The sequence below is a fragment of the Rhodopseudomonas faecalis genome (assembly GCF_003217325.1).
Classification (GTDB): domain Bacteria; phylum Pseudomonadota; class Alphaproteobacteria; order Rhizobiales; family Xanthobacteraceae; genus Rhodopseudomonas; species Rhodopseudomonas faecalis.
In genome coordinates, this window is sequence record NZ_QJTI01000019.1 from 27,145 (window position 1) to 48,920 (window position 21,776).

The window sequence follows — 21,776 nt, forward strand, 5'->3', positions numbered from 1 at the left end:
GTTTGACTAGGAATGGCTCGCAACGAGCTATTCGACCGGCGGCAGCGCCAGCGGCTCGGCTTCCGGCACATTCGGCACGACCGCCGTCTGCTTCTCGCGCTCGTCCAGGATCAGCTTGTCGCGCTTCACCGCGACTTCGCGAATCCGGGCCATCGAGGCGCCGGTGCCCGCCGGGATCAGCCGGCCGACGATGACGTTTTCCTTCAGACCTTCCAGCGGATCGATCTTGCCGTTGACCGCGGCTTCGGTGAGCACGCGGGTGGTCTCCTGGAACGACGCCGCCGAGAAGAACGAGCGGGTCTGCAAGCTGGCCTTGGTGATACCGAGCAGCACCGGGGTGCCGGTCGCGATCTTCTTGCCCTCTTCCTTCGCCTTGGCGTTGATCTGGTCGAACTCGATCTTGTCGATCTGTTCGCCCGCGATCATGTCGGTCTCGCCCTGGTCGGTGATTTCGACCTTCTGCAGCATCTGGCGAACGATCACCTCGATGTGCTTGTCGTTAATCAACACGCCCTGCAACCGGTACACTTCCTGGATTTCGTTGACCAGGTAGGCCGCGAGTTCCTCGATGCCCTTGATCGCCAGGATGTCGTGCGGCGCCGGATTGCCTTCGACGATGAAATCGCCCTTTTCGACGATGTCGCCGTCCTGCAGGTGGATGTGCTTGCCCTTCGGGATCAGATATTCGCGGGTCTCCTCGTCCTTGTTCATCGGCTCGATGGAGATACGACGCTTGTTCTTGTAGTCCCGGCCGAAGCGCACGGTGCCGGCGATCTCCGCGATGATCGCGGCATCCTTCGGCTTGCGGGCTTCGAACAGTTCGGCCACCCGCGGCAGACCGCCGGTGATGTCACGGGTCTTGGCGCTTTCGGTGGAGATACGGGCGAGGATGTCGCCCGGCTTCACCGGGGAGCCGACGTCGACCGACAGAATGGCGTCGACCGACAGCATGTAGCGGGCGTCACCGCCGCGCGCCAGCTTCAGCACCTTGCCATCCGCGCCCTTGATGACGATCGCCGGACGCAGGTCCGCGCCGCCACGCGAGGAGCGCCAGTCGATGACCACGCGCTTGGCGATACCGGTGGATTCGTCCAGCGTTTCCGAAATCGACTGGCCTTCGACCAGATCTTCGAAACCGATGGTGCCTTCCACTTCGGTCAGCACCGGGCGGGTGTACGGGTCCCACTCGGCGATGCGCTGGCCGCGCTTGACCATATCGCCCTCGTCGACGCGCATGCGCGCGCCGTACTGGATACGATGGGTGGCGCGCTCGGTGCCGTCGGCATCGACCACCGCCACCACCATGTTGCGCACCATCGCGACCAGATGGCCTTCGCTGTTCTTGGCGATCGCCTTGTTCTTGATGACGATCTTGCCTTCGAAGTTCGATTCAATGAACGACTGTTCGTTGATCTGCGCCGCGCCGCCGATGTGGAAGGTACGCATCGTCAGCTGCGTGCCCGGCTCACCGATCGACTGCGCCGCGATCACGCCGACCGCCTCGCCGTGGTTGACCGGGGTGCCGCGCGCGAGGTCACGGCCGTAGCACTTGGCGCAGATGCCGTTGACCAGTTCGCAAGTCAGCGCCGAACGGATCTTCACTTCCTGGATGCCGGCGCGCTGCAGCGCATCGACATGGCTTTCATCCATCAGCGTGCCGCGGGCAACGATCACCTCGTTGGTGGCGGCATCGCGCACGTCCTCGCCCGCGGTGCGGCCGAGAATACGCGAGCCGAGCGAGGCGACCACGGTGCCGGCGTCAACGATGGCGCGCATCTTGATGCCGAGCGAGGTGCCGCAGTCCGACGCGGTGATGATGCAGTCCTGCGCCACGTCGACCAGACGGCGGGTCAGATAGCCCGAGTTCGCGGTCTTGAGCGCGGTGTCGGCCAGACCCTTACGGGCGCCGTGGGTCGAGTTGAAGTACTCGAGAACCGACAGACCTTCCTTGAAGTTCGAGATGATCGGCGTCTCGATGATCTCGCCCGACGGTTTGGCCATCAGGCCGCGCATGCCGGCGAGCTGGCGCATCTGGTCCTGCGAACCACGGGCGCCGGAGTTCGACATCATGAAGATCGAGTTGATCTGGCCTTCGGCGCCCTTGCCCTTCTTGACCGAAGAGATCTCGGTCATCATGTCTTCCGAGATCTTCTTGGTGCACTTCGACCAGGCGTCCACGACCTTGTTGTACTTCTCGCCGTGGGTGATCAGACCGTCATTGTACTGCTGCTCGAATTCCTTGGCGAGCGAGCGGGTCTCTTCAACGATCTTCCACTTCGACGACGGCACCACCATGTCGTCCTTGCCGAACGAGATGCCGGCCTTGAACGCGTTGTAGAAGCCGAGCGCCATGATGCGGTCGCAGAAGATCACGGTCTCCTTCTGGCCGCAGTGACGGTAGACCTGATCGATGACGCCAGAAATTTCCTTCTTGGTCATCAGCTTGTTGATGGTCTCGAACGGCACCTTCGGGTGCTTCGGCAGCACCTGGCCGAGCAGCACGCGGCCCGGCGTGGTCTCGATCAAGCGCTTGACCGGATTGCCTTCCTCGTCCTGACCATACCAGCGATACTTGATCTTGGTGTGCAGGTGGATGACCTTGGCGTGCAGCGCGTGCTCGATCTCGGACATCTCGCTGTACAGCTTGCCTTCGCCCGGCAGGCCTTCACGCAGGATCGACAGGTAGTACAGGCCGAGCACGATATCCTGCGACGGCACGATGATCGGCAGACCGTTGGCCGGGTGCAGGATGTTGTTGGTCGACATCATCAGCACGCGCGCTTCGAGCTGCGCTTCCAGCGACAGCGGCACGTGCACCGCCATCTGGTCACCGTCGAAGTCGGCGTTGAACGCCGAGCAGACCAGCGGATGCAGCTGGATCGCCTTGCCTTCGATCAGCACCGGCTCGAACGCCTGAATGCCCAGGCGGTGCAGCGTCGGCGCGCGGTTCAGCAGCACGGGATGTTCGCGGATCACCTCATCGAGGATGTCCCAAACCTCCGGACGCTCCTTCTCCACCAGCTTCTTGGCCTGCTTGACGGTGGTCGACAGGCCCTTGGCGTCGAGACGCGAATAGATGAACGGCTTGAACAGTTCGAGCGCCATCTTCTTCGGCAGGCCGCACTGATGCAGGCGCAGTTCCGGACCCACGGTGATCACCGAACGGCCGGAATAGTCGACGCGCTTACCGAGCAGGTTCTGACGGAAGCGGCCCTGCTTGCCCTTGAGCATATCGGCCAGCGACTTCAGCGGACGCTTGTTGGCGCCGGTGATGACACGGCCGCGGCGGCCGTTGTCGAACAGCGCGTCGACGGCCTCCTGCAGCATGCGCTTTTCGTTGCGGATGATGATGTCCGGCGCGCGCAGCTCCATCAGCCGCTTCAAGCGGTTGTTACGGTTGATGACGCGGCGATACAGGTCGTTGAGGTCCGAGGTAGCGAAGCGGCCGCCATCGAGCGGCACCAGCGGACGCAGATCCGGCGGGATCACCGGGACCACGGTCATGATCATCCATTCCGGCTTGTTGCCGGAGAAGCGGAACGCTTCGACGATCTTCAGACGCTTGGCGAGCTTCTTGTGCTTGATGTCGGAGTCGGTCTCCTGCATCTCGGCGCGTAGCTGGCCTTCGAGCTTCTCCAGCTCAAGACCCTTCAGCAGCTCGCGGATCGCTTCGGCGCCGATCATGGCGGTGAAGGAGTCCTGGCCGTATTCGTCCTGGGCGCGCAGATACTCTTCTTCCGACAGCAGCTGACGATCCTTCAGCGCAGTCAGGCCCGGCTCGAGCACCACATAGTACTCAAAGTACAGAATGCGCTCGAGATCCTTGAGCGTCATGTCAAGCAAGAGGCCGATGCGCGAGGGCAGCGACTTCAGGAACCAGATGTGCGCAACCGGAGCGGCGAGCTCGATGTGCCCCATGCGCTCGCGGCGGACGCGCGACAGCGTCACTTCCACCGAGCACTTTTCGCAGATGATGCCCTTGTACTTCATGCGCTTGTACTTGCCGCACAAGCATTCGTAATCCTTGATCGGCCCGAAGATGCGGGCGCAGAACAGACCGTCGCGCTCCGGCTTGAACGTACGGTAGTTGATCGTCTCCGGCTTCTTGATTTCGCCGTAGGACCACGACAGAATCTTCTCCGGCGACGCGATCGAGATGCGGATCTGGTCAAAGACCTGAGCCGGCGTCGTCGGATTGAACAGATTCATAATCTCTTGGTTCATCATCGTCTCCTTGCCTGCAGGCCTCGCCACGCCTGCTGCAGAATCTCAAAAACCTGCGCGCCGTATCGTCCCGGGCTGCCGTTGCGCCCACCGCGGGACCACCCCGCCCCGCGCCACAGCTTTGCGCCGCGGCACCGGACGAGGCTGAAAGGGCGGCGCTCGCGCCGCCCTGCTGCTGTTACTCCGCCGCCTCGGAGGTCGGCGCGACGGTCATCTTGGAATTGTGCAGATCGACGTTGAGGCCGAGCGAGCGCATTTCCTTGACCAGCACGTTGAACGACTCCGGAATGCCGGCTTCGAAGGTGTCGTCGCCGCGCACGATCGCCTCGTACACTTTGGTACGGCCGGCGACGTCGTCCGACTTCACGGTCAGCATTTCCTGCAGCGTGTAGGCCGCGCCGTAGGCTTCGAGCGCCCACACTTCCATTTCACCGAAGCGCTGGCCGCCGAACTGCGCCTTACCGCCCAGCGGCTGCTGGGTGACGAGCGAGTACGGACCGATCGAACGCGCGTGGATCTTGTCGTCGACCAGATGGTGCAGCTTCAGCATGTAGATGTAGCCGACCGTGACCTTACGATCGAAGGCGTCGCCGGTGCGGCCGTCATAGACGGTCGACTGGCCGGAGGCATCCAGACCCGCGAGATTGAGCATCTCTTCGATGTCGGTCTCCTTGGCGCCGTCGAACACCGGGGTGGCAATCGGCACACCGGGCTTCAGGTTGCGGGCCAGCTCCAGCAGCTCGTTGTCGTTCAGCGACTGGATGGTTTCGTGGTCGCCATAGATCTTCTTCAGGGTCTCGCGCATCGGCTGGAGATCCTGCTTCTGATAATACGCGTCGATGGTCTGACCAATGCGCTTGCCGAGGCCCGCGCAGGCCCAGCCGAGATGGGTCTCGAGAATCTGACCGACGTTCATGCGGCTCGGCACGCCGAGCGGGTTCAGCACGATATCGGCGTGGGTACCGTCCTCCAGGAACGGCATGTCTTCGATCGGCACGATCTTCGACACCACACCCTTGTTACCGTGACGGCCGGCCATCTTGTCGCCCGGCTGAATCTTGCGCTTCACCGCGACGAAGACCTTGACCATCTTCATCACGCCGGGCGGCAGTTCGTCGCCGCGCTGCAGCTTCTCGACCTTATCGAGGAAGCGCTGTTCAAGGCCCTTCTTCGACTCGTCGTACTGCTTCCGCATGGCCTCGATTTCGGCCATCAGCTTGTCGTTCGGCGAAGCGAACATCCACCACTGCGACTTCGGATACTCTTCGAGCACCGCACGGGTGATCTTGGTGTCCTTCTTGAAGCCCTTCGGACCGGCAATGCCCTGGCGACCATCGAGCAGGTCGGCAAGACGGCCGTAGACGTTGCGGTCGAGAATGGCCTGTTCGTCGTCGCGGTCCTTGGCGAGGCGTTCGATCTCTTCCCGTTCGATCGCCAGCGCGCGCTCGTCCTTATCGACGCCGTGCCGGTTGAACACGCGCACTTCAACGATGGTGCCCTGCACGCCCGGCGGCACGCGCAGCGAGGTGTCGCGCACGTCCGACGCCTTTTCGCCGAAGATCGCGCGCAGCAGCTTTTCTTCCGGCGTCATCGGGCTTTCGCCCTTCGGCGTGATCTTGCCGACCAGGATGTCGCCGGCGCGAACTTCAGCGCCGATATAGACGATGCCGGCTTCGTCGAGGTTCTTCAGCGCTTCTTCCGAGACGTTCGGAATATCGCGGGTGATTTCCTCGGGGCCGAGCTTGGTGTCGCGGGCCATCACCTCGAACTCTTCGATATGGATCGAGGTGAACACGTCTTCCTTCACGATCCGCTCGGACAGCAGGATCGAATCTTCGAAGTTGTAGCCGTTCCACGGCATAAACGCGACCAGCACGTTGCGGCCGAGCGCGAGCTCGCCGAGATCGGTCGACGGGCCGTCAGCGATGATGTCGCCCTTGCGCACCATGTCGCCGACCTTCACCAGCGGGCGCTGGTTGATACAGGTTGACTGGTTGGAGCGCTGGAACTTCATCAGCCGGTAGATGTCGACGCCCGACTTGGTCGGATCGAGATCTTCGGTGGCGCGGATCACGACGCGGGTTGCGTCGATCTGGTCGATCACGCCGGTGCGGCGCGCGGCAATCGCGGCGCCCGAGTCGCGGGCGACCACGCCTTCCATGCCGGTGCCGACAAACGGCGCCTCGGCGCGCACCAGCGGCACGGCCTGACGCTGCATGTTCGAGCCCATCAGCGCGCGGTTGGCGTCGTCGTTCTCAAGGAACGGGATCAGCGCCGCGGCGACCGAAACCAGCTGCTTCGGCGACACGTCCATGTAGTCGACCTGGTCGGACGGGATCATCACCACGTCGCGGGTGCCGCCAGCGCGGCACACCACCAGATCATCAGCAAAGCGACCGCTGTCGTCGAGCTGCACGTTGGCCTGCGCCACCGCGTAGCGGCCTTCTTCCATCGCCGACAGATACACCACCTCGTCGGTGACGCGGCCTTCCTTGACCTTGCGGTACGGGGTCTCGACGAAGCCATACTTGTTGACGCGGGCGAAGGTGGCCAGCGAGTTGATCAGACCGATGTTCGGACCTTCCGGCGTCTCAATCGGGCAGATACGGCCATAGTGGGTTGGATGCACGTCGCGGACTTCGAAGCCGGCGCGCTCGCGGGTCAGACCGCCCGGGCCAAGCGCCGAGAGACGGCGCTTGTGGGTGATTTCCGACAGCGGGTTGGTCTGGTCCATGAACTGCGACAGCTGCGAGGAGCCGAAGAATTCACGCACCGCGGCCGCAGCCGGCTTGGCGTTGATCAGGTCCTGCGGCATCACGGTGTCGATATCGACCGACGACATGCGCTCCTTGATGGCGCGCTCCATGCGCAGCAGACCGATGCGATACTGATTTTCCATCAGCTCGCCGACCGAACGCACGCGGCGATTGCCGAGATGGTCGATGTCGTCGATCTCGCCGCGGCCGTCACGCAGACCGACCAGGGTCTGGATTACGGCCAGAATGTCTTCCTTGCGCAGCGTGCGATGGGTGTCGGGCGCATCGAGGTCGAGGCGCATGTTCATCTTGACGCGGCCGACCGCGGACAGGTCGTAGCGCTCCGGATCGAAGAACAGCGACTGGAACATGTTTTGGGCCGACTCGAGGGTCGGCGGCTCGCCCGGACGCATCACGCGATAGATGTCGAACAGCGCGTCTTCGCGCGTCATGTTCTTGTCGGCCGCCAGCGTGTTGCGGATGTAGGGGCCGATATTGACGTGGTCGATGTCGAGCAGCGGCAGTTCCTTGTAGCCCTGCTCGTTCAGCGCCTTCAGCGACTTGTCGGTGATTTCTTCGCCGGCTTCGGCATAGATTTCACCCGTCTTCGGATTGACGAGGTCTTCGGCCAGGTAATTGCCGATCAGGTCCTCATCGGTCATGCGCAGCGCCTTCAGCCCCTTTTCCTGGAGCTGGCGCGCGGCACGCACGGTGAGCTTCTTGCCGGCCTCGAGCACGACCTTGCCGGTGTCGGCGTCGATCAGGTCGGTGCTGGTGGTGTAGCCACGGAAGCGGCTGGCATCGAACGGAACGCGCCAACCCTCTTTGGTGCGCTTGTAGATGATCTTGTTGTAGAACGTGGACAGGATCTCTTCGGCATCGAGGCCGAGCGCGAACATCAGCGACGTCACCGGAATCTTGCGGCGACGGTCGATACGCGCGAACACGATGTCCTTAGCGTCGAACTCGATGTCGAGCCACGAGCCACGATAGGGAATCACGCGGGCGGCGAACAGCAGCTTGCCCGAGGAGTGGGTCTTGCCCTTGTCGTGATCGAAGAACACACCCGGCGAACGGTGCATCTGCGAGACGATCACGCGCTCGGTGCCGTTGACGACGAAGGTGCCGTTCATGGTCATGAGCGGGATGTCGCCCATGTACACGTCCTGCTCCTTGATGTCCTTCACGGAGCGGGCGCCGGTTTCCTCGTCGATATCGAACACGATCAGGCGCAGCGTCACCTTCAGCGGCGCAGCGTAGGTCATGCCGCGCTGGCGGCACTCGTCGACGTCATATTTCGGCGGCTCGAACTCGTAGCGCACGAATTCCAGCATCGAGGTGTTGGAGAAGTCCGAAATCGGGAACACCGAGCGGAACACCGCTTGCAGGCCCTCGTCCAAGCGACCGCCGGCGGGCTCCTCCACCATCAGGAACTGATCATAAGACGCCTTCTGAACCTCGATGAGGTTCGGCATCTCGGCAACTTCCCGAATGTGACCGAAGAACTTGCGAACGCGTTTGCGACCGGTGAACGTCTGCTGCGCCATCGTGGCCTCTCATTTCGTCGCCCGCCGGGGCGATGCTTCCGGGACGGGCTGGCACCAGCCCCGGGTGTGAATTACGCTGCGGTCTCAGTCGGCGGCTTCAGCTTGGGACATTTGTCCTAAACGCGCACGCTTCAGTCGAGAACGCAAAACGACGTGCGGCGCAGCTCACTGCATCCGCCCGTCCCAACATCTCGTCACGGACCGAAAAAGCCCGAAATTGCTGATCTCCCAACGGCCGCGCAAAGAGCTCGCCGTCCCTGCCCTCAACCGTGTTGCCGTGCTGCCGCCCCGATATGGGACGACAATATGGAGATTCGAAGGGCGAACCCGGACGATCTCCACACTTTCCTGTGTCCCGGCCCTCCGGGACGAAACCGCGGCGATCGGCCCAAGGCCCTCGCCGCGACTTCTGAAGAACCATCGCACCCCCGACGGCGGAGCCATGCCGCGCCGCCGGGCTGTGCATTGAGCTTACTTGAGCTCGACCTTGGCGCCAGCCTTCTCGAGCTGGGCCTTGATCTTGTCGGCTTCTTCCTTGTTGACGCCTTCCTTGAGGGGCTTCGGAGCGCCTTCGACCAGGTCCTTGGCTTCCTTGAGGCCCAGACCGGTGATCGCACGCACTTCCTTGATGACCTCGATCTTCTTGTCGCCGGCCGAAGCCAGCACAACGGTGAACTCGGTCTTCTCTTCAGCCGGGGCAGCGGCGGCAGCAGCCGGGCCAGCGACCGCAACGGCGGCAGCGGCGGACACGCCCCACTTCTCTTCGAGCATCTTGGCGAGCTCGGCGGCTTCGAGCACGGTCAAGCTCGACAGGTCGTCAACAATCTTCTGAAGGTCAGCCATTGATCAGTTTCCTTTAGCGTATCAGTTCGAACCAGTGGTGTGAGGAAGGGCTTAAGCCGCTTCGTTCTTGGTGGCATAGGCCTGAACGACGCGCGCGAGCTTGGACGCGGGCGCGGTCGAGAGCTGAGCGATCTTGGTCGCCGGGGCCTGAACCAGACCCACAAGCTTGCCGCGCAGTTCGTCGAGCGACGGCAGCGAGGCGAGCGCCTTGACACCGTCAACGTTCAGAGCAGTCGTCCCCATCGAGCCGCCGAGGATCACGAACTTGTCGTTGGCCTTGGCGAATTCGACGGCGATCTTCGGCGCAGCCACCGGATCGTCCGAAGTGGCGATCACGGTCGGCCCCTTCAGCAGGGAACCGATGGCGGCAACGTCAGTGCCTTCAAGAGCGATTTTGGCGAGCCGGTTCTTCGAGACCTTCACCGAGGCGCCGGCCTGCTTCATCTGCGAACGCAGCTTCTGCATCTGGGCAACGGTGAGGCCGGAATAGTGAGCGACGACCGCGACGCCGGTGGTCTTGAACAGACCATTCAGCGATGCGACCGCTTCTTTTTTTGCCGCTTTATCCACAGCAAGCTCTCTCCGGTTGGCGACCTTTGCCGAGAGGCAGGGCCGCCGGGTTATACCCATCGCCCTGCCCGACCTGACCTTGAGATACACGACCTCATCAGACACGCCGGGCGAGACGATATGAAAAGCCTGCCCTCCCGTACCGCACCGGCAAAGCCGGCCGTGGCCCGGGGTGTCGAGGTTCGAACCTGATCCGTTGCCGGCGACGCGAGCCGCACGGCGAAATCCGGTTGTCACCCATCTATGCAGGCATCGATTAAGCCGTTGATGCGCTTTCGCTTATCTCGGGCGCCTGCAGTCTCGGACAGGATCGGACCCCGATTTGACAATCCGTCGCCGGATCGCCTCATCTGGAGCCCTGCCGCATTCATCCGACGTCGGTCGTTCATTCCTTCAGACGCTCCAGGCGGATGGACTGAAGGAACAAGCTCCTAACAATTCGGGTTTTCGGAATGCGTGCACGGACAAGCCAGCCTGCGCCAGCACGTCCGGGCGGGTTTGTTTAACGAGTCTTACCGCGCTTGCCAAGGGCTGATCCGGACTTCCGGCATCTTTTATGCACGGTTGCGCGGGAGCGACAGAACATCCCGGTGCACCACAGCCATGGAGCCGCGGAACACAGCAAAGGGGCGAAACCGGTTGCCCGATTTCGCCCCTCGCAAACTGTATGTGCTCAGCGCTGGTTAGCCGATGATGGTGCCCGGCTCGACCTTGACGCCCGGGCCCATGGTCGAGGACACGGCGACGCGCTGAATGTAGGTGCCCTTGGCACCGGTCGGCTTGGCCTTGGACACCGCGTCAGCGAGCGCCTTGACGTTTTCGACCAGCTTCTCTTCCGAGAACGACGCCTTGCCGACGCCAGCCTGCACGATACCGGCCTTCTCGACGCGGAACTCGACCGAACCGCCCTTGGCGGCGGCGACCGCACCGGCGACGTCCATGGTCACGGTGCCGATCTTCGGGTTCGGCATCATGCCGCGCGGGCCGAGCACCTTACCAAGACGTCCCACCAGCGGCATCATGTCCGGGGTCGCGATGCAGCGATCGAACTCGATGGTACCGCCCTGCACCTTCTCCACCAGGTCTTCCGCGCCGACCACGTCAGCACCGGCAGCCTTGGCTTCGTCGGCCTTGGCGCCACGCGCGAACACGCCGACGCGCACGGTGCGGCCGGTGCCGTTCGGCAGCATGACCACGCCGCGAACCATCTGGTCGGCATGACGGGGGTCAACGCCGAGGTTGAGCGAGACTTCGATGGTCTCGTCGAACTTCGAAGTGGCGCGCTCCTTGACCAGCTTGATGGCCTCAGCGAGCGGGTACAGCTTCTGGCGGTCGATACCCTCGCGGGCCTTCTTCAAACGCTTTCCGATTGCCATGGCCTGTTACCCCACCACTTCCAGGCCCATCGAGCGGGCAGAGCCTTCGACCATGCGCATCGCCGAATCGATGCTGTCGCAGTTCAGATCCTTCATCTTCTTCTCAGCGATCTCGCGCACCTGCGCCGAGGTCACCTTGCCGGCCTTGTCACGGCCCGGCGCCTTGGAGCCGGACTGGATCTTCGCCGCCTGCTTCAGGAAGTAGGACATCGGCGGGGTCTTCATCTCGAAAGTGAAGGACCGGTCGGCGTAGATGGTGATCACCACCGGAATCGGGGTGTTCTTTTCTTCCTTCTGGGTCTGCGCGTTGAACGCCTTGCAGAACTCCATGATGTTCAGACCGCGCTGACCAAGCGCGGGACCGATCGGCGGCGACGGGTTCGCCGCGCCGGCCGGCACCTGCAACTTCAGGTATCCGGTTACTTTCTTTGCCATACTGCTCTCCTATAAGTGGTTCGGCTTCGAGCGGTTGGCGACCGCCTTCACCTCCCACGATGTCAGCGAATAGAAAGTTGCGAAGAGCGGGACCCGCCAGACGCTTCTTCTATCCGCTATTCCTATTCCCTACTCGCTCGATCAGACCTTCTCAACCTGACCGAATTCCAACTCCACCGGAGTGGCACGGCCGAAGATCGACACCGCGACCTTGACCCGCGAGCGGGCCTCGTCGACTTCCTCGACCACGCCGGAGAACGACGCGAACGGGCCATCGGCCACGCGCACATTCTCGCCGACCTCGAACGACACCGAGGTTTTCGGGCGTTCCACGCCTTCCTGCACCTGATGCAGGATGCGCATCGCTTCCGATTCGGAGATTGGCATCGGCTTGTTTTCGGCGCCGAGGAAGCCGGTGACCTTCGGGGTGTTCTTGATCAGATGGAACGCCTCGTCGGTGAGGTTCATCTTGACCAGCACATAGCCCGGGAAAAACTTGCGCTCAGCATCGACCTTCCGGCCGCGGCGCACTTCGGTGATCTTTTCGGTCGGGACCAGCACCTGCTCAAACAGGTCTTCAAGCCCACGCTGCTTGGCCTGCTCGCGGATCGATTCCGCGACCTTCTTTTCGAAGTTGGAATAGGCGTGGACGATGTACCAGCGCATGCTCATGAGGGTGTTCCGTGCGCCTTCGTATTAACGGATGCCGAGGATGAAGGTGATCAGCAAACGGATCAGCTGATCGGCAAAGAAGAAGAAGATGGAGGCCAGCGCGACCATCACGAACACCATGATCGTGGTGATGGTGGTCTCGCGGCGGCTCGGCCAGGTGACCTTCGCAGTCTCACTGCGAACCTCTTGCAGGAATTTGAACGGGCTGAAGGCCATCGTTTGAGATCCGCGTCCGTCGTCGTTATCGGAAAAGCCGCACAGCCCTCTTGCGCCCACTCCTGAGGTCAGGTCTCCCTGCCCCAAGGATGAGCCGGCTAGCGGGCTCGTTTTTCGGGAAAACACGCCGCGTCGGAAATCCTTAACCGGGCCGACTGCGAGTGCCGTTCTGTACTGCGGCCATCCGCCTAGGTCAAGACGCGCGCCGAGGATTACCGGCCGCAAATGCCGCCAACCCCATGGCTCCGGGCCGGTTTCTGCGGTCGATCAGGCCGGATCGGACGCCGCCCACCCAAGGCGGCGCAACCACCAGCCGCGCCGCCCGTCCGCCAGGTGCCGCCCGGCCACCAGCAGCTGATCGCCGGGCCGCAGCGCGGCTTCCCCTGCCGGTAATTCGGTCATGATGCCGTCGCGCAGCAGCGCCAGCGCCACGCAGGGCTGCTGGCCGTGGCGGCCGCGCAGCGCCTGCAGCAGATCATCGACGCAGGTCATGCGGCCCGCTTCGAGCGCGGCCGCCAGCGCCGGCTCATCGGCGCGGGTCAACGACACGCTCCAGAATCGCGGCGTCTCGTCGCCGATCAGGGCACGCAGCCGCTCGGACAGCGAGTAGGCAAAGACCTCGTCCTTGGTCCGGACAATGTCGAGGAAGTCGGCCAGCAGCGGCGTGCGCAGCGCCGCGATGCACTGGTCGGCGACGATCTGGCTCGGAACCATGGTCATGCTGGCCCCGAACTTGGTGAACAGCACCCGACTGGAGCGCTGATTCTGGCGCAGGATGATGAAAATGTTCGGCTTCAGCCGGCGGGCGGCAATGCCGATCGCCAGATTCTCGGCATCATCATCGGTGCCGGCGATGATGCCGACCGAATGCGCGATGCCCGCCTCGTTGAGCACGGCGACGTCGGCGCCCCGCCCCTTGATGGCGCGCAAGCCTTCGAGCCGCAGTCCGACCGGATCGATCACGGTCGCGGAAAAGCCGCCATTGTGCACGGCCGCGATCACCTCATGGCCGAGCCGGCCATAGCCGCACACGATCCAATGGCCTGGCGCCACCGGCACCCGGGTCGGCGAACTCGGAAACAGATAGGCGCCCGGCGCGCTGGTCAGCCAGGAAATCAGCCGGTGCACGTCGGGGGCTTTCATCGCCAGGCCGAGGTGGTCGCTGAATTCGCGGAACGGATTGATCACGCGAAAAGTGCCGAGCGAAGCCATCGAGGTGGCGGTGATGGTGGTTTCGGCCCGGCCGATCACCGGCAAGGTCGGGCGCAGGATGCAGGCGGAAATCGCGATCGCCAGATTGGTCTCGTCATCATTGCACAGCGACAGCACGCCCTTGCATTCCGGCTTCAGCAAGCCGGCCGCCGACAGCGTCTCCGGCGAGCGGGCATCGGCGGCGAGCGCCGGAACCAGGTGGGACATTTCTTCGATTTCGAGCTGCTGGATGCGCCGTTCGTCCTTGTCGATCGCGGTCGAGCGGCAGCCAAGCTGATCGAGCGCGCGCACCACGGTCATACCGGTGTCGCCGAGACCGCACACCAGATAGAACGGCTCGCGCAACCGCTTCACCGAACGCTGGAAGCGGCGGTCGACCAGCGCCTGTTGAAACGCCTTTTCTTGCACGAGGTTGAGCAGCGCGCCGAGCAGATAGGCCCAACCGATCACCGACAGATAGATGATCAGCGTGACAAAGATGCGCTGCTGATTGGTGAAAGTGTGCGGCAGTTCGCCAAAGCCGATGGTGGTCGCGGTGTAGGAAACGAAATAGAACGCCTCGAACAGCGACATGTGCCAGCGCCGCCCCTCGGCATCGACACCGGGGATCAGCGCCAGCCCGATGGTCGAGAAGCCGAAGATCAAGCTGATCAGGATCAGCGGGTCCCGGATGCGCCGGATCGCAAGCAGCAGCACGCTATGCACGTCGTTGTCCTTGCATGACGGTTAGGCAAGGCGCCGCGCAGGCGCCGCCGCCTTCGGCGGCAACGCCGCGCCCATTACGACGCCGGGCCATGATGCCCTGCCCCGTGGCCCTGCGCCTTGCCGGCGCCGAGTGTGAAATAGAACGTCGAGCCCTCGCCAAGCTGTGACTCCACCCAGATCCGGCCGCGATGGCGTTCGACGATCTTGCGCGCCAGCGGCAGACCGATGCCGGCGCTGCCATGCGGCGGCTCGCGATCATCGAGACGGCGAAACATCTGGAAGATCAGTTGCTGATCGGTATTGGCAATGCCGATGCCATTGTCGCGGACATAATAGGTCGCAGGCGAGCCCGGCTCGCAGCCGATCTCGATCCAGCGCTCGCTCTTGTCGTTATAGGCAATCGCGTTGGCGATCAGATTGGAGAACACTTCCATCACCCAATCGCGGTTGCAGTCGGCCGTCCCCAATGGCGTTGGCCGCCGCACCTCGACCTGATGGTCCGACAAAGCGCGCCGCAACTGCAGCAGCACGCTATCGACCACCTCATCCAGATCGACCTGCGCGAAGGCGATATCGGCCTTGCCGAGTTTCGAGCGCTCCAGCAGCGCATCGACCAGGCTGTCCATGCGATGCGTCAGCTTGAGAATGGTGACGACCTGCTGGCGACCCTCTTCATCGAGCTGTTCGCCCTGGCGGCGACGCAGCGCCGTGGTGAGATGCTGGATGCCGCGCAGATGCTCCTTCAATTCGTAAGAAGCAGCGTCGGCATAGCCGCTGAACTCGCCGCGCGCCGCATCGAGTTCGCGGCTGATGCGCTCGATCTTCTTGGCCCGTTCCAGCACGATGTCGCCGATCGACTCCGCGAGCCGGAACACCGCGTCCTTCTCGATGTCGCGCCAGGCGGTCGAGCGGTTGCGGACGCTTTCCTTCCAAAGCTCGAATGAGTTGCGCGGCCGCAGCCGCAACATGCCGTCGCCCTCGTCGATCTCGACCGGCTTGCGCGGATTGCCGGCCCATTGCACCACCTCGACCTGCTCGGGCCGAAACCACAGCACGAAATCCGGCAGCTGCGCCGACACCCGGATCGCCAGCACGCCGCTGGCGACCGCAGCAAATTGCGTAGCCGGCGGATAGAGCGACGGCAGCCGGTCGGTGGCGAACAGCGGCAGGTCCTGCCCCGCAAGCCAACCGACCAAATCGCGGATCGCCGGCTCGGACGGCGTCTTGCCGATCGCGGTGACGTCATCCTCGGAGGCCACCGCGACGCCGTCGGCCTCGACCTGCGCCGCCAGCAGTTGCAGCGTGTCGGCCGCGCGCAGCGCCTTGGTGAGATCGGCTTCCTGGCCGAGCATCTGCACCAGCCGGTCCGAGGTCGCCTTCATCGCCGTGATCTGCCCGAAAATCTCGGCATCCTCCTTGGCCGACATCAGCAGCGACAGCGTATGCGCCAGGAATTCGGCGGCCATCCGCGTTTCATGGGTGATGTGGCGCGGCCCGGAATGATGCATCGCCGAGATCAGCCCCCACAGCTTGCCCTCCTTCATCAGCGGCATCACCATGGAGGAGTGCACGCCCATGTTTTTCAGGTAGCCGGTGTACATCACCGACACGCTGCGCAGGATGGCAAAGCTCATATCGACCGGCCCGATCACCAGCGGGCTCTTCATCGCCAGCAGCGGCACCGGAACATAGCTGACGTCAGGCAGATGACGGATCCAGCTGAGGCCGAACAACCGCCGCGCCGGCGCGGGAATGTCGGTCGCGGGATAATGCAGCCCGAGATAGGCTTCGAGATCATCGCGCCGGCTCTCCGCGGTGACATGGCCGCTGCCGTCATGATCGAAGCGATAGGCCATCACCCGGTCATAACCGGTGAAGGTACGAATCCGCTCGACCGCGAGATCGAAGAACTCCTTCAAGTTCTTGGTCTGCTGCAGCCGGGCGATGTCGGCACGCACCACCGAATACAGATTGGAGACATCGCGCGAGGCTGCCTCCGAGGCTCTTTCCAATTCGAGGAGGATCAGTCCAGAGCAGCGATGCGCGAACAGGTTGAAGCCGCGTTCGGTGCCGAGAAACGACTCGCGCGCCACATTGACCGGACCGGTGTCGAGCGGCATGCGATGCAGCGTGTGCGGTAGCGCCCTCCAGGCCGGACCGAGCACGCTGGCGATGTTCTGGCCGAGCACCGCTGCCGGCTCCTTGCCGATGAACTCCCCGCAATTGGCGGAAGCGTGCATCACCAGGTTGGTCTGCTCGTCCACCGTCAGCATCGCGCCGTGCGGCTGGATCGCCTCCGGATATTGCACGAGTTCGCGATCGCAACTGGTGAGGTCGACGTTCTTGGCTGTGATCACCTCTTGTATTCGGTCAGGTTCGATCGGCTCCACGGCGCTCGCTCGCTATCGGTGAGAAGGCGGAGAGCTTACAGCTCCGAGCGTAAATCGGAAGTGTTCCTGCTCCCGCGCTTGTTGGGCAAGACTTCGAGATAGCCCTTGTAGATCGACAACACTGTTTTGCGATCGTCGAATTTGACGCGCCGGCTGCTCGGCGAGCCGCAGCCGACGATCGTCCCTTCGCGCAGGCCGTAGCGCGGGTGGCGGGCCCGCCCGAGTGCATTCATTCGCACCCGGGCGCCGATGGTGAGCAGCAAATCGAGGTCCTCGTCGCCGCCGAGACTATCCCTTGACATGAGGCCCCCCCTTAGGGTCGCGCTGCAGCCATCCGGCAACGGTGAGGGGCAACAGCTTGAGGGCATCGATCAGCTCCTTGATGCTGGCGCGGCGTGGCTGCGCGCTGTCGCTATGATCGAGCGAATTGCGGAACCAGAGCGCGTACAGCGCCGGCAGGAACAGCAGCGTCAACACCGTGGCCACCACCAGGCCGCCCATGATCGCCACCGCCATCGGCCCCCAGAAACTGGAGCGGGACAGCGGGATCATGGCCAGCACCGCAGCCGCCGCGGTCAGCACCACCGGCCGCGCACGGCGCACCGTGGCGTCGACGATCGCGACCCGGCGCGGATGGCCTTCCGAGACGTCGTGCTCGATCTGATCGACCAGGATCACCGAGTTGCGGATGATCATGCCGGCAAGCGCGATCAGGCCGAGCAGCGCCACAAAGCCGAACGGCATGCCGAATACCAGCAGCCCGAGCGTGGCGCCGATCAGCCCGAGCGGCGCGGTCAGCAGCACCAAGAGCAGCCGCGAGAAGCTCTGCAACTGCAGCATCAGCACGGTGAGCATCACCACCAGCATCAGCGGCATCACGGCAAACAGCGCGCCATTGGCTTTCGAGGATTCCTCGAAGGCACCGCCGATTTCCAGCCGATAGCCGGGCGGCAACTGGCTGCGCAGCTCGGCGAGCTTGGCCCACACCAGCGAGGTCACATAGGGCGCTTGCACGCCGCTACGCACGTCGGAGCGCACCGTGATCGCCATGTCGCGGTTGCGGCGCCATTGGATCGCTTCTTCGTGAGTTTCCTCGATATGCGCTACCTGAGCGAGCGGCACCGGCACGCCGTTGCGCGACAGCACGGTGAGATCGCCGATCGAGCCGAGATCGCCGCGCTGCGCGCTGATCGCCCGCGCCACCACCGCAACCTTTTCCGTGCGGTCGCGAACGGTGGTCACCGTGTAGCCAGTCACCAGCATTTGCAGGGTCTGGGAGATGGTCTGCGGATCAAGACCGAGCGCGCGGGCGCGATCCTGGTCAATCACCAGCCTGACCGACGGCATCTGCTCATTCCAATCAAGATGCGGTTCGATCACATCGGGATTGGCGCGCATCAGGTCGCGGACCTGATAGGCGATCGAACGCACCGTGTTCGGGTCCTGGCCGACGACGCGGAACTGCACCGGGAAGCGCAGCGGCGGACCATGCGCCAGCCGATTGGCGCGCACCCGCGCCTGCGGCACCGCGCCATTGGCGGCGGCGCGCTCGATCCGGGCTTTGACGCGCTCGCGCGCTTTGGGATCGGTGGTCACCACCACGATCTCGGCATAGGCCTCGTTCGGCAGTGCCGGATTGACGTTGAGCAGAAACCGCGGCGGGCCGGCCCCGACATAGGTGCTGTAGGTGACGATATCGGGATCGCCGACCAACAGCGCTTCGGCGCGCTTGGCGGCTTCGGCGCTGGCTGCGATCGAACTGCCCTCCGGCAGCCGCAGCTCGACAAACAATTCCGGCCGATCCGAGGTCGGGAAGAACTGACGCTGCACCTTGCCGAAGCCGACGATCGACAACACGAACGCCAGCACCGTGAGGCACACCACCAGCACGCGGTGCTCGACCGACCAGACGATCGCCGCGCGCAGCCGGCGATAGAGCGCGGAGTCGTACAGCGATTTCTTGTCGCCGACATGGACCGGGATGTTCGGCAGCAGCTTGTAGCCGAGATAGGGCGTCAGAATCACCGCCACCACCCAGGACGCTAGTAGCGCGATGCCGACCACCCAGAAGATGGTGCCGGCATATTCGGCGGTGCCGCTACGCGCAAAGCCGACCGGAAGGAAGCCGGCCGCGGTGACCAGTGTGCCGGTCAGCATCGGAAACGCAGTGGACTCCCAGGCAAAGGATGCCGCCTGGACGCGGTCGTAGCCCTGCTCCATCTTCACCACCATCATCTCGACCGCGATGATGGCGTCGTCAACCAAAAGGCCGAGCGCGATGATCAGCGCGCCGAGCGAGATGCGCTGCAGGTCGATGCCCATCACCAGCATCGCCACGAACACCACGCCCAGCACCAGCGGCACCGAGGTTGCCACCACCACGCCGGTGCGCCAGCCCAGCGACACGAAGCTGACCGCGAGCACGATCGCCAGCGCTTCGATAAACGAGCTCATGAAGTCGCCGACCGCGACGCGCACCACGGCGGGCTGATTGGCGACGCGCTCAAACGTCAGCCCGACCGGGGTCGCCTTCTCGACGTCGGTCATCAGCTTCTCGACGTCCTCGCCGAGCTTGAGAATGTTGGCGCCGCGCTGCATGACGATGCCGATCGCCAGCGCCGGCACGCCGCGCTGCCGCACCAAAAAGCTCGGCGGATCGGCAAAGCCGCGGCTGACGGTGGCGATGTCGCCGAGCCGAAAAACTGTGCCATTGGCCGCGATCGGGGTTTCTTCCACCGCCCGCGCGCCGTCATAGGCGCCGGACGTGCGCAGCGGAATCCGCGTCGAGCTGGTCTGCATGATGCCGACCGGCGCCAGATCGTTCTGGCGCGCCAGGCTTTCAAAGATCACCCGCGGCGCGATGCCGAGATTGGCGAGCTTGATGTGATCGAAATCGACGAAGATCCGCTCGTCCTGCGTGCCGTAGATCGTCACTTTGGAGACGTTGGGTACCTGCAGCAACCGCTGGCGCACATCCTCGGCGACCCGCTTCATGGTGGCGTAGTCGGCGCTTTCGGAGCGCAGCGTATAAAGGATGGAGTCGACGTCGCCATATTCGTCGTTGACCTCCGGCCCGAGCACGCCCTGCGGCAGGTCGGGCTTAAGATCCTGCATCTTCTTGCGCACCAGATAGAACAGCCACGGAACCTGCTCCGGCGGCGTGGCGTGGCTGAAAACCATTTCGGCGGCGACGAAGCCGGGTTTCGAGTAGGTGGTGACCTTGTCGAACCAGGGCAGCTCCTGCAGCTTCTTCTCGATGCGGTCGGCGACCTGGAATTGCATTTCCTCGGCGGTCGCGCCGGGCCAGCTCGCGGTCACCACCGCCACCTTAATCACATAGGACGGATCTTCGGCACGGCCGAGCTTCTGGTAGGAGATCAAGCCGCCCACGGTGATCACCAGAATCAGGAACAGCATCAGCGTCGGATGAGCGACGGCCCAGGCGGACAAGTTGAAACGGCGCATCATATGTCCTCAACGCTAGAATGCGAGTTTCGAGATCGGGCGCACGGTCAGGCCCGCGTCGAGTTGTTCGACGCCGAGCGCCACCACGGTCTCGCCCTCCTCGATGCCCGATGCGATCAGCACGGTGCGGTCGTCGTAGCGATCGATCTCCACGCTGCGCTGGGTGAGCTTGCCGTTGCCGTCCACCACCCACATTGCGGGGCCGCTGCCGTGGTTGAACAGCGCGGTCAGCGGCAGCCGCGCGGCGCGCTTATCGGTCGGCTCACGCATGGTCAGGGTGGCGCTCATGCCGAGCCGCACTGATTCATCGGCATTCAAAATGCTGAAGCGCGCGCCGTAAGTGCGCGTGGCCGGATCGGCCGCCAGCGCCAATTCGCGCAGCCGCAGCCGATAGACCTTGTCCGGCAGCGACCACAGCGTCAGTGTCGCCGCCGCGTTGCGCGCCTGTTCGACAAAACTCTCCGGCAACGCCACCAGCGCCTCGAGTTCGGCGAGCCGGGCGAGGCGCACCGCAGCCTGGCCGGCGGCGATCACCTGCCCCGGCTCGACCGGCGTTGCGGTGATGACGCCGTCGGCATCGGCTTCGAGCACGGCGTAGTCCAGCGCGTGATTGGCGAGTTCAAGCGAGCGTTGCGCGCGGATCAGCCGACTGCGCGCCTCCTCGGCGGCGGCCCGGCCCTTCTCGGCGGCGGCGCTCGCCGCCCAGCCCTTGCTCTGCAGTTCATTGACGCGGCGCTCATCTGCCGCGGCCTGGGTCAAGTTGGTCTTGGCGGCCCTCACCTCTGCCTCGGCCTGCTCGCGATGCAGTTCGAGATCGTTGGTGTCGAGCGTCAGCAAGGGCTGCCCGGCGCGCACCAGATCGCCGTTGCGCACCAGCCGCTGCGCCACCTTGCCGTTCACGCGAAAGCCGAGATCGCTTTCAATGCTGGGCCGGATGGTGGCGGCGAAGGTGCGCTTGCGGGCGGCGTCCTCATAGCGCACCGGCGCCACCAACACCGGCCGCGGCGCATGGGCGTCGGCGCCCTTCTCCTTGGCCTTGGAATTGGAGGAATCGCAGCCCGCAAGGGTCAGCGCCGCGACCAGGATGGCAGCAGGTCCAACGAATGCAGTATGGCTCATGGCCTTAGCCTTCTTGTTGAGTTTGTTGTTTGGCGATCGGCGAGATGGCATCGGCGTCATCCGTGCCGAAGAACGGCCCGCGCGGCTGGCGCGGGTCGTGCGGTCATTTCGTGGGGGACGGCGGCCACAGACGGCACGGCATCGGTCAGCAGCCGTTCGGCAGGCGTGGCGTCAGATGGCAGCGCCAGCCGAGCGACGCAGCCCAGCACCTGAGCGAGGCCGCAGGCACGCCCCCGCAGTTGCAGA

General features: G+C 63.9%; 13 protein-coding genes. All 13 read right to left on the reverse strand.

What is annotated here, in order from left to right; all coding sequences use genetic code 11:
* Window positions 1–27: 27 nt before the first annotated feature.
* Window positions 28–4,224 carry a DNA-directed RNA polymerase subunit beta' gene (gene rpoC, locus BJ122_RS14195; protein WP_110781842.1) on the reverse strand — a complete coding sequence of 1,399 codons (4,197 nt, stop codon included), beginning with the start codon at window positions 4,222–4,224 and terminating at the stop codon, window positions 28–30.
* Between the two features lie 178 nt (window positions 4,225–4,402).
* On the reverse strand, window positions 4,403–8,527 hold the full coding sequence (gene rpoB / locus BJ122_RS14200; protein ID WP_110781686.1) for a DNA-directed RNA polymerase subunit beta: 4,125 nt from the start codon (window positions 8,525–8,527) through the stop codon (window positions 4,403–4,405).
* A gap of 471 nt (window positions 8,528–8,998) precedes the next feature.
* Window positions 8,999–9,370 carry a 50S ribosomal protein L7/L12 gene (gene rplL / locus BJ122_RS14205; protein ID WP_103010968.1) on the reverse strand — a complete coding sequence of 124 codons (372 nt, stop codon included), beginning with the start codon at window positions 9,368–9,370 and terminating at the stop codon, window positions 8,999–9,001.
* A gap of 51 nt (window positions 9,371–9,421) precedes the next feature.
* Window positions 9,422–9,940 carry a 50S ribosomal protein L10 gene (gene rplJ, locus BJ122_RS14210; protein WP_027276723.1) on the reverse strand — a complete coding sequence of 173 codons (519 nt, stop codon included), beginning with the start codon at window positions 9,938–9,940 and terminating at the stop codon, window positions 9,422–9,424.
* A gap of 683 nt (window positions 9,941–10,623) precedes the next feature.
* Window positions 10,624–11,316 (reverse strand): 50S ribosomal protein L1, encoded by a 693-nt coding sequence (rplA, locus tag BJ122_RS14215; RefSeq protein WP_027276721.1) that lies wholly within the window; start codon window positions 11,314–11,316, stop codon window positions 10,624–10,626.
* Window positions 11,317–11,322: 6 nt separating this feature from the next.
* Window positions 11,323–11,751, reverse strand: coding sequence for a 50S ribosomal protein L11 (gene rplK, locus BJ122_RS14220; RefSeq protein WP_027276720.1), 429 nt, complete (start codon window positions 11,749–11,751; stop codon window positions 11,323–11,325).
* Between the two features lie 141 nt (window positions 11,752–11,892).
* Complete coding sequence (gene nusG, locus BJ122_RS14225) at window positions 11,893–12,423, reverse strand: transcription termination/antitermination protein NusG (protein WP_027276719.1); 531 nt, start codon at window positions 12,421–12,423, stop codon at window positions 11,893–11,895.
* Between the two features lie 24 nt (window positions 12,424–12,447).
* Window positions 12,448–12,639, reverse strand: a complete 192-nt coding sequence (secE, locus tag BJ122_RS14230) for a preprotein translocase subunit SecE (RefSeq protein ID WP_027276718.1) — start codon at window positions 12,637–12,639, stop codon at window positions 12,448–12,450.
* Between the two features lie 267 nt (window positions 12,640–12,906).
* A complete protein-coding gene (locus tag BJ122_RS14235; protein WP_110781687.1) occupies window positions 12,907–14,556 on the reverse strand; it encodes a potassium channel family protein in 1,650 nt (549 codons plus the stop codon).
* A gap of 74 nt (window positions 14,557–14,630) precedes the next feature.
* On the reverse strand, window positions 14,631–16,913 hold the full coding sequence (locus tag BJ122_RS14240) for an ATP-binding protein (RefSeq protein WP_245407736.1): 2,283 nt from the start codon (window positions 16,911–16,913) through the stop codon (window positions 14,631–14,633).
* A gap of 68 nt (window positions 16,914–16,981) precedes the next feature.
* Complete coding sequence (locus BJ122_RS14245) at window positions 16,982–17,209, reverse strand: hypothetical protein (RefSeq protein WP_245407737.1); 228 nt, start codon at window positions 17,207–17,209, stop codon at window positions 16,982–16,984.
* A gap of 25 nt (window positions 17,210–17,234) precedes the next feature.
* Window positions 17,235–20,411 (reverse strand): efflux RND transporter permease subunit, encoded by a 3,177-nt coding sequence (locus BJ122_RS14250; RefSeq protein WP_110781846.1) that lies wholly within the window; start codon window positions 20,409–20,411, stop codon window positions 17,235–17,237.
* A gap of 15 nt (window positions 20,412–20,426) precedes the next feature.
* Complete coding sequence (locus BJ122_RS14255) at window positions 20,427–21,530, reverse strand: efflux RND transporter periplasmic adaptor subunit (RefSeq protein ID WP_110781790.1); 1,104 nt, start codon at window positions 21,528–21,530, stop codon at window positions 20,427–20,429.
* Window positions 21,531–21,776 lie beyond the last annotated feature (246 nt).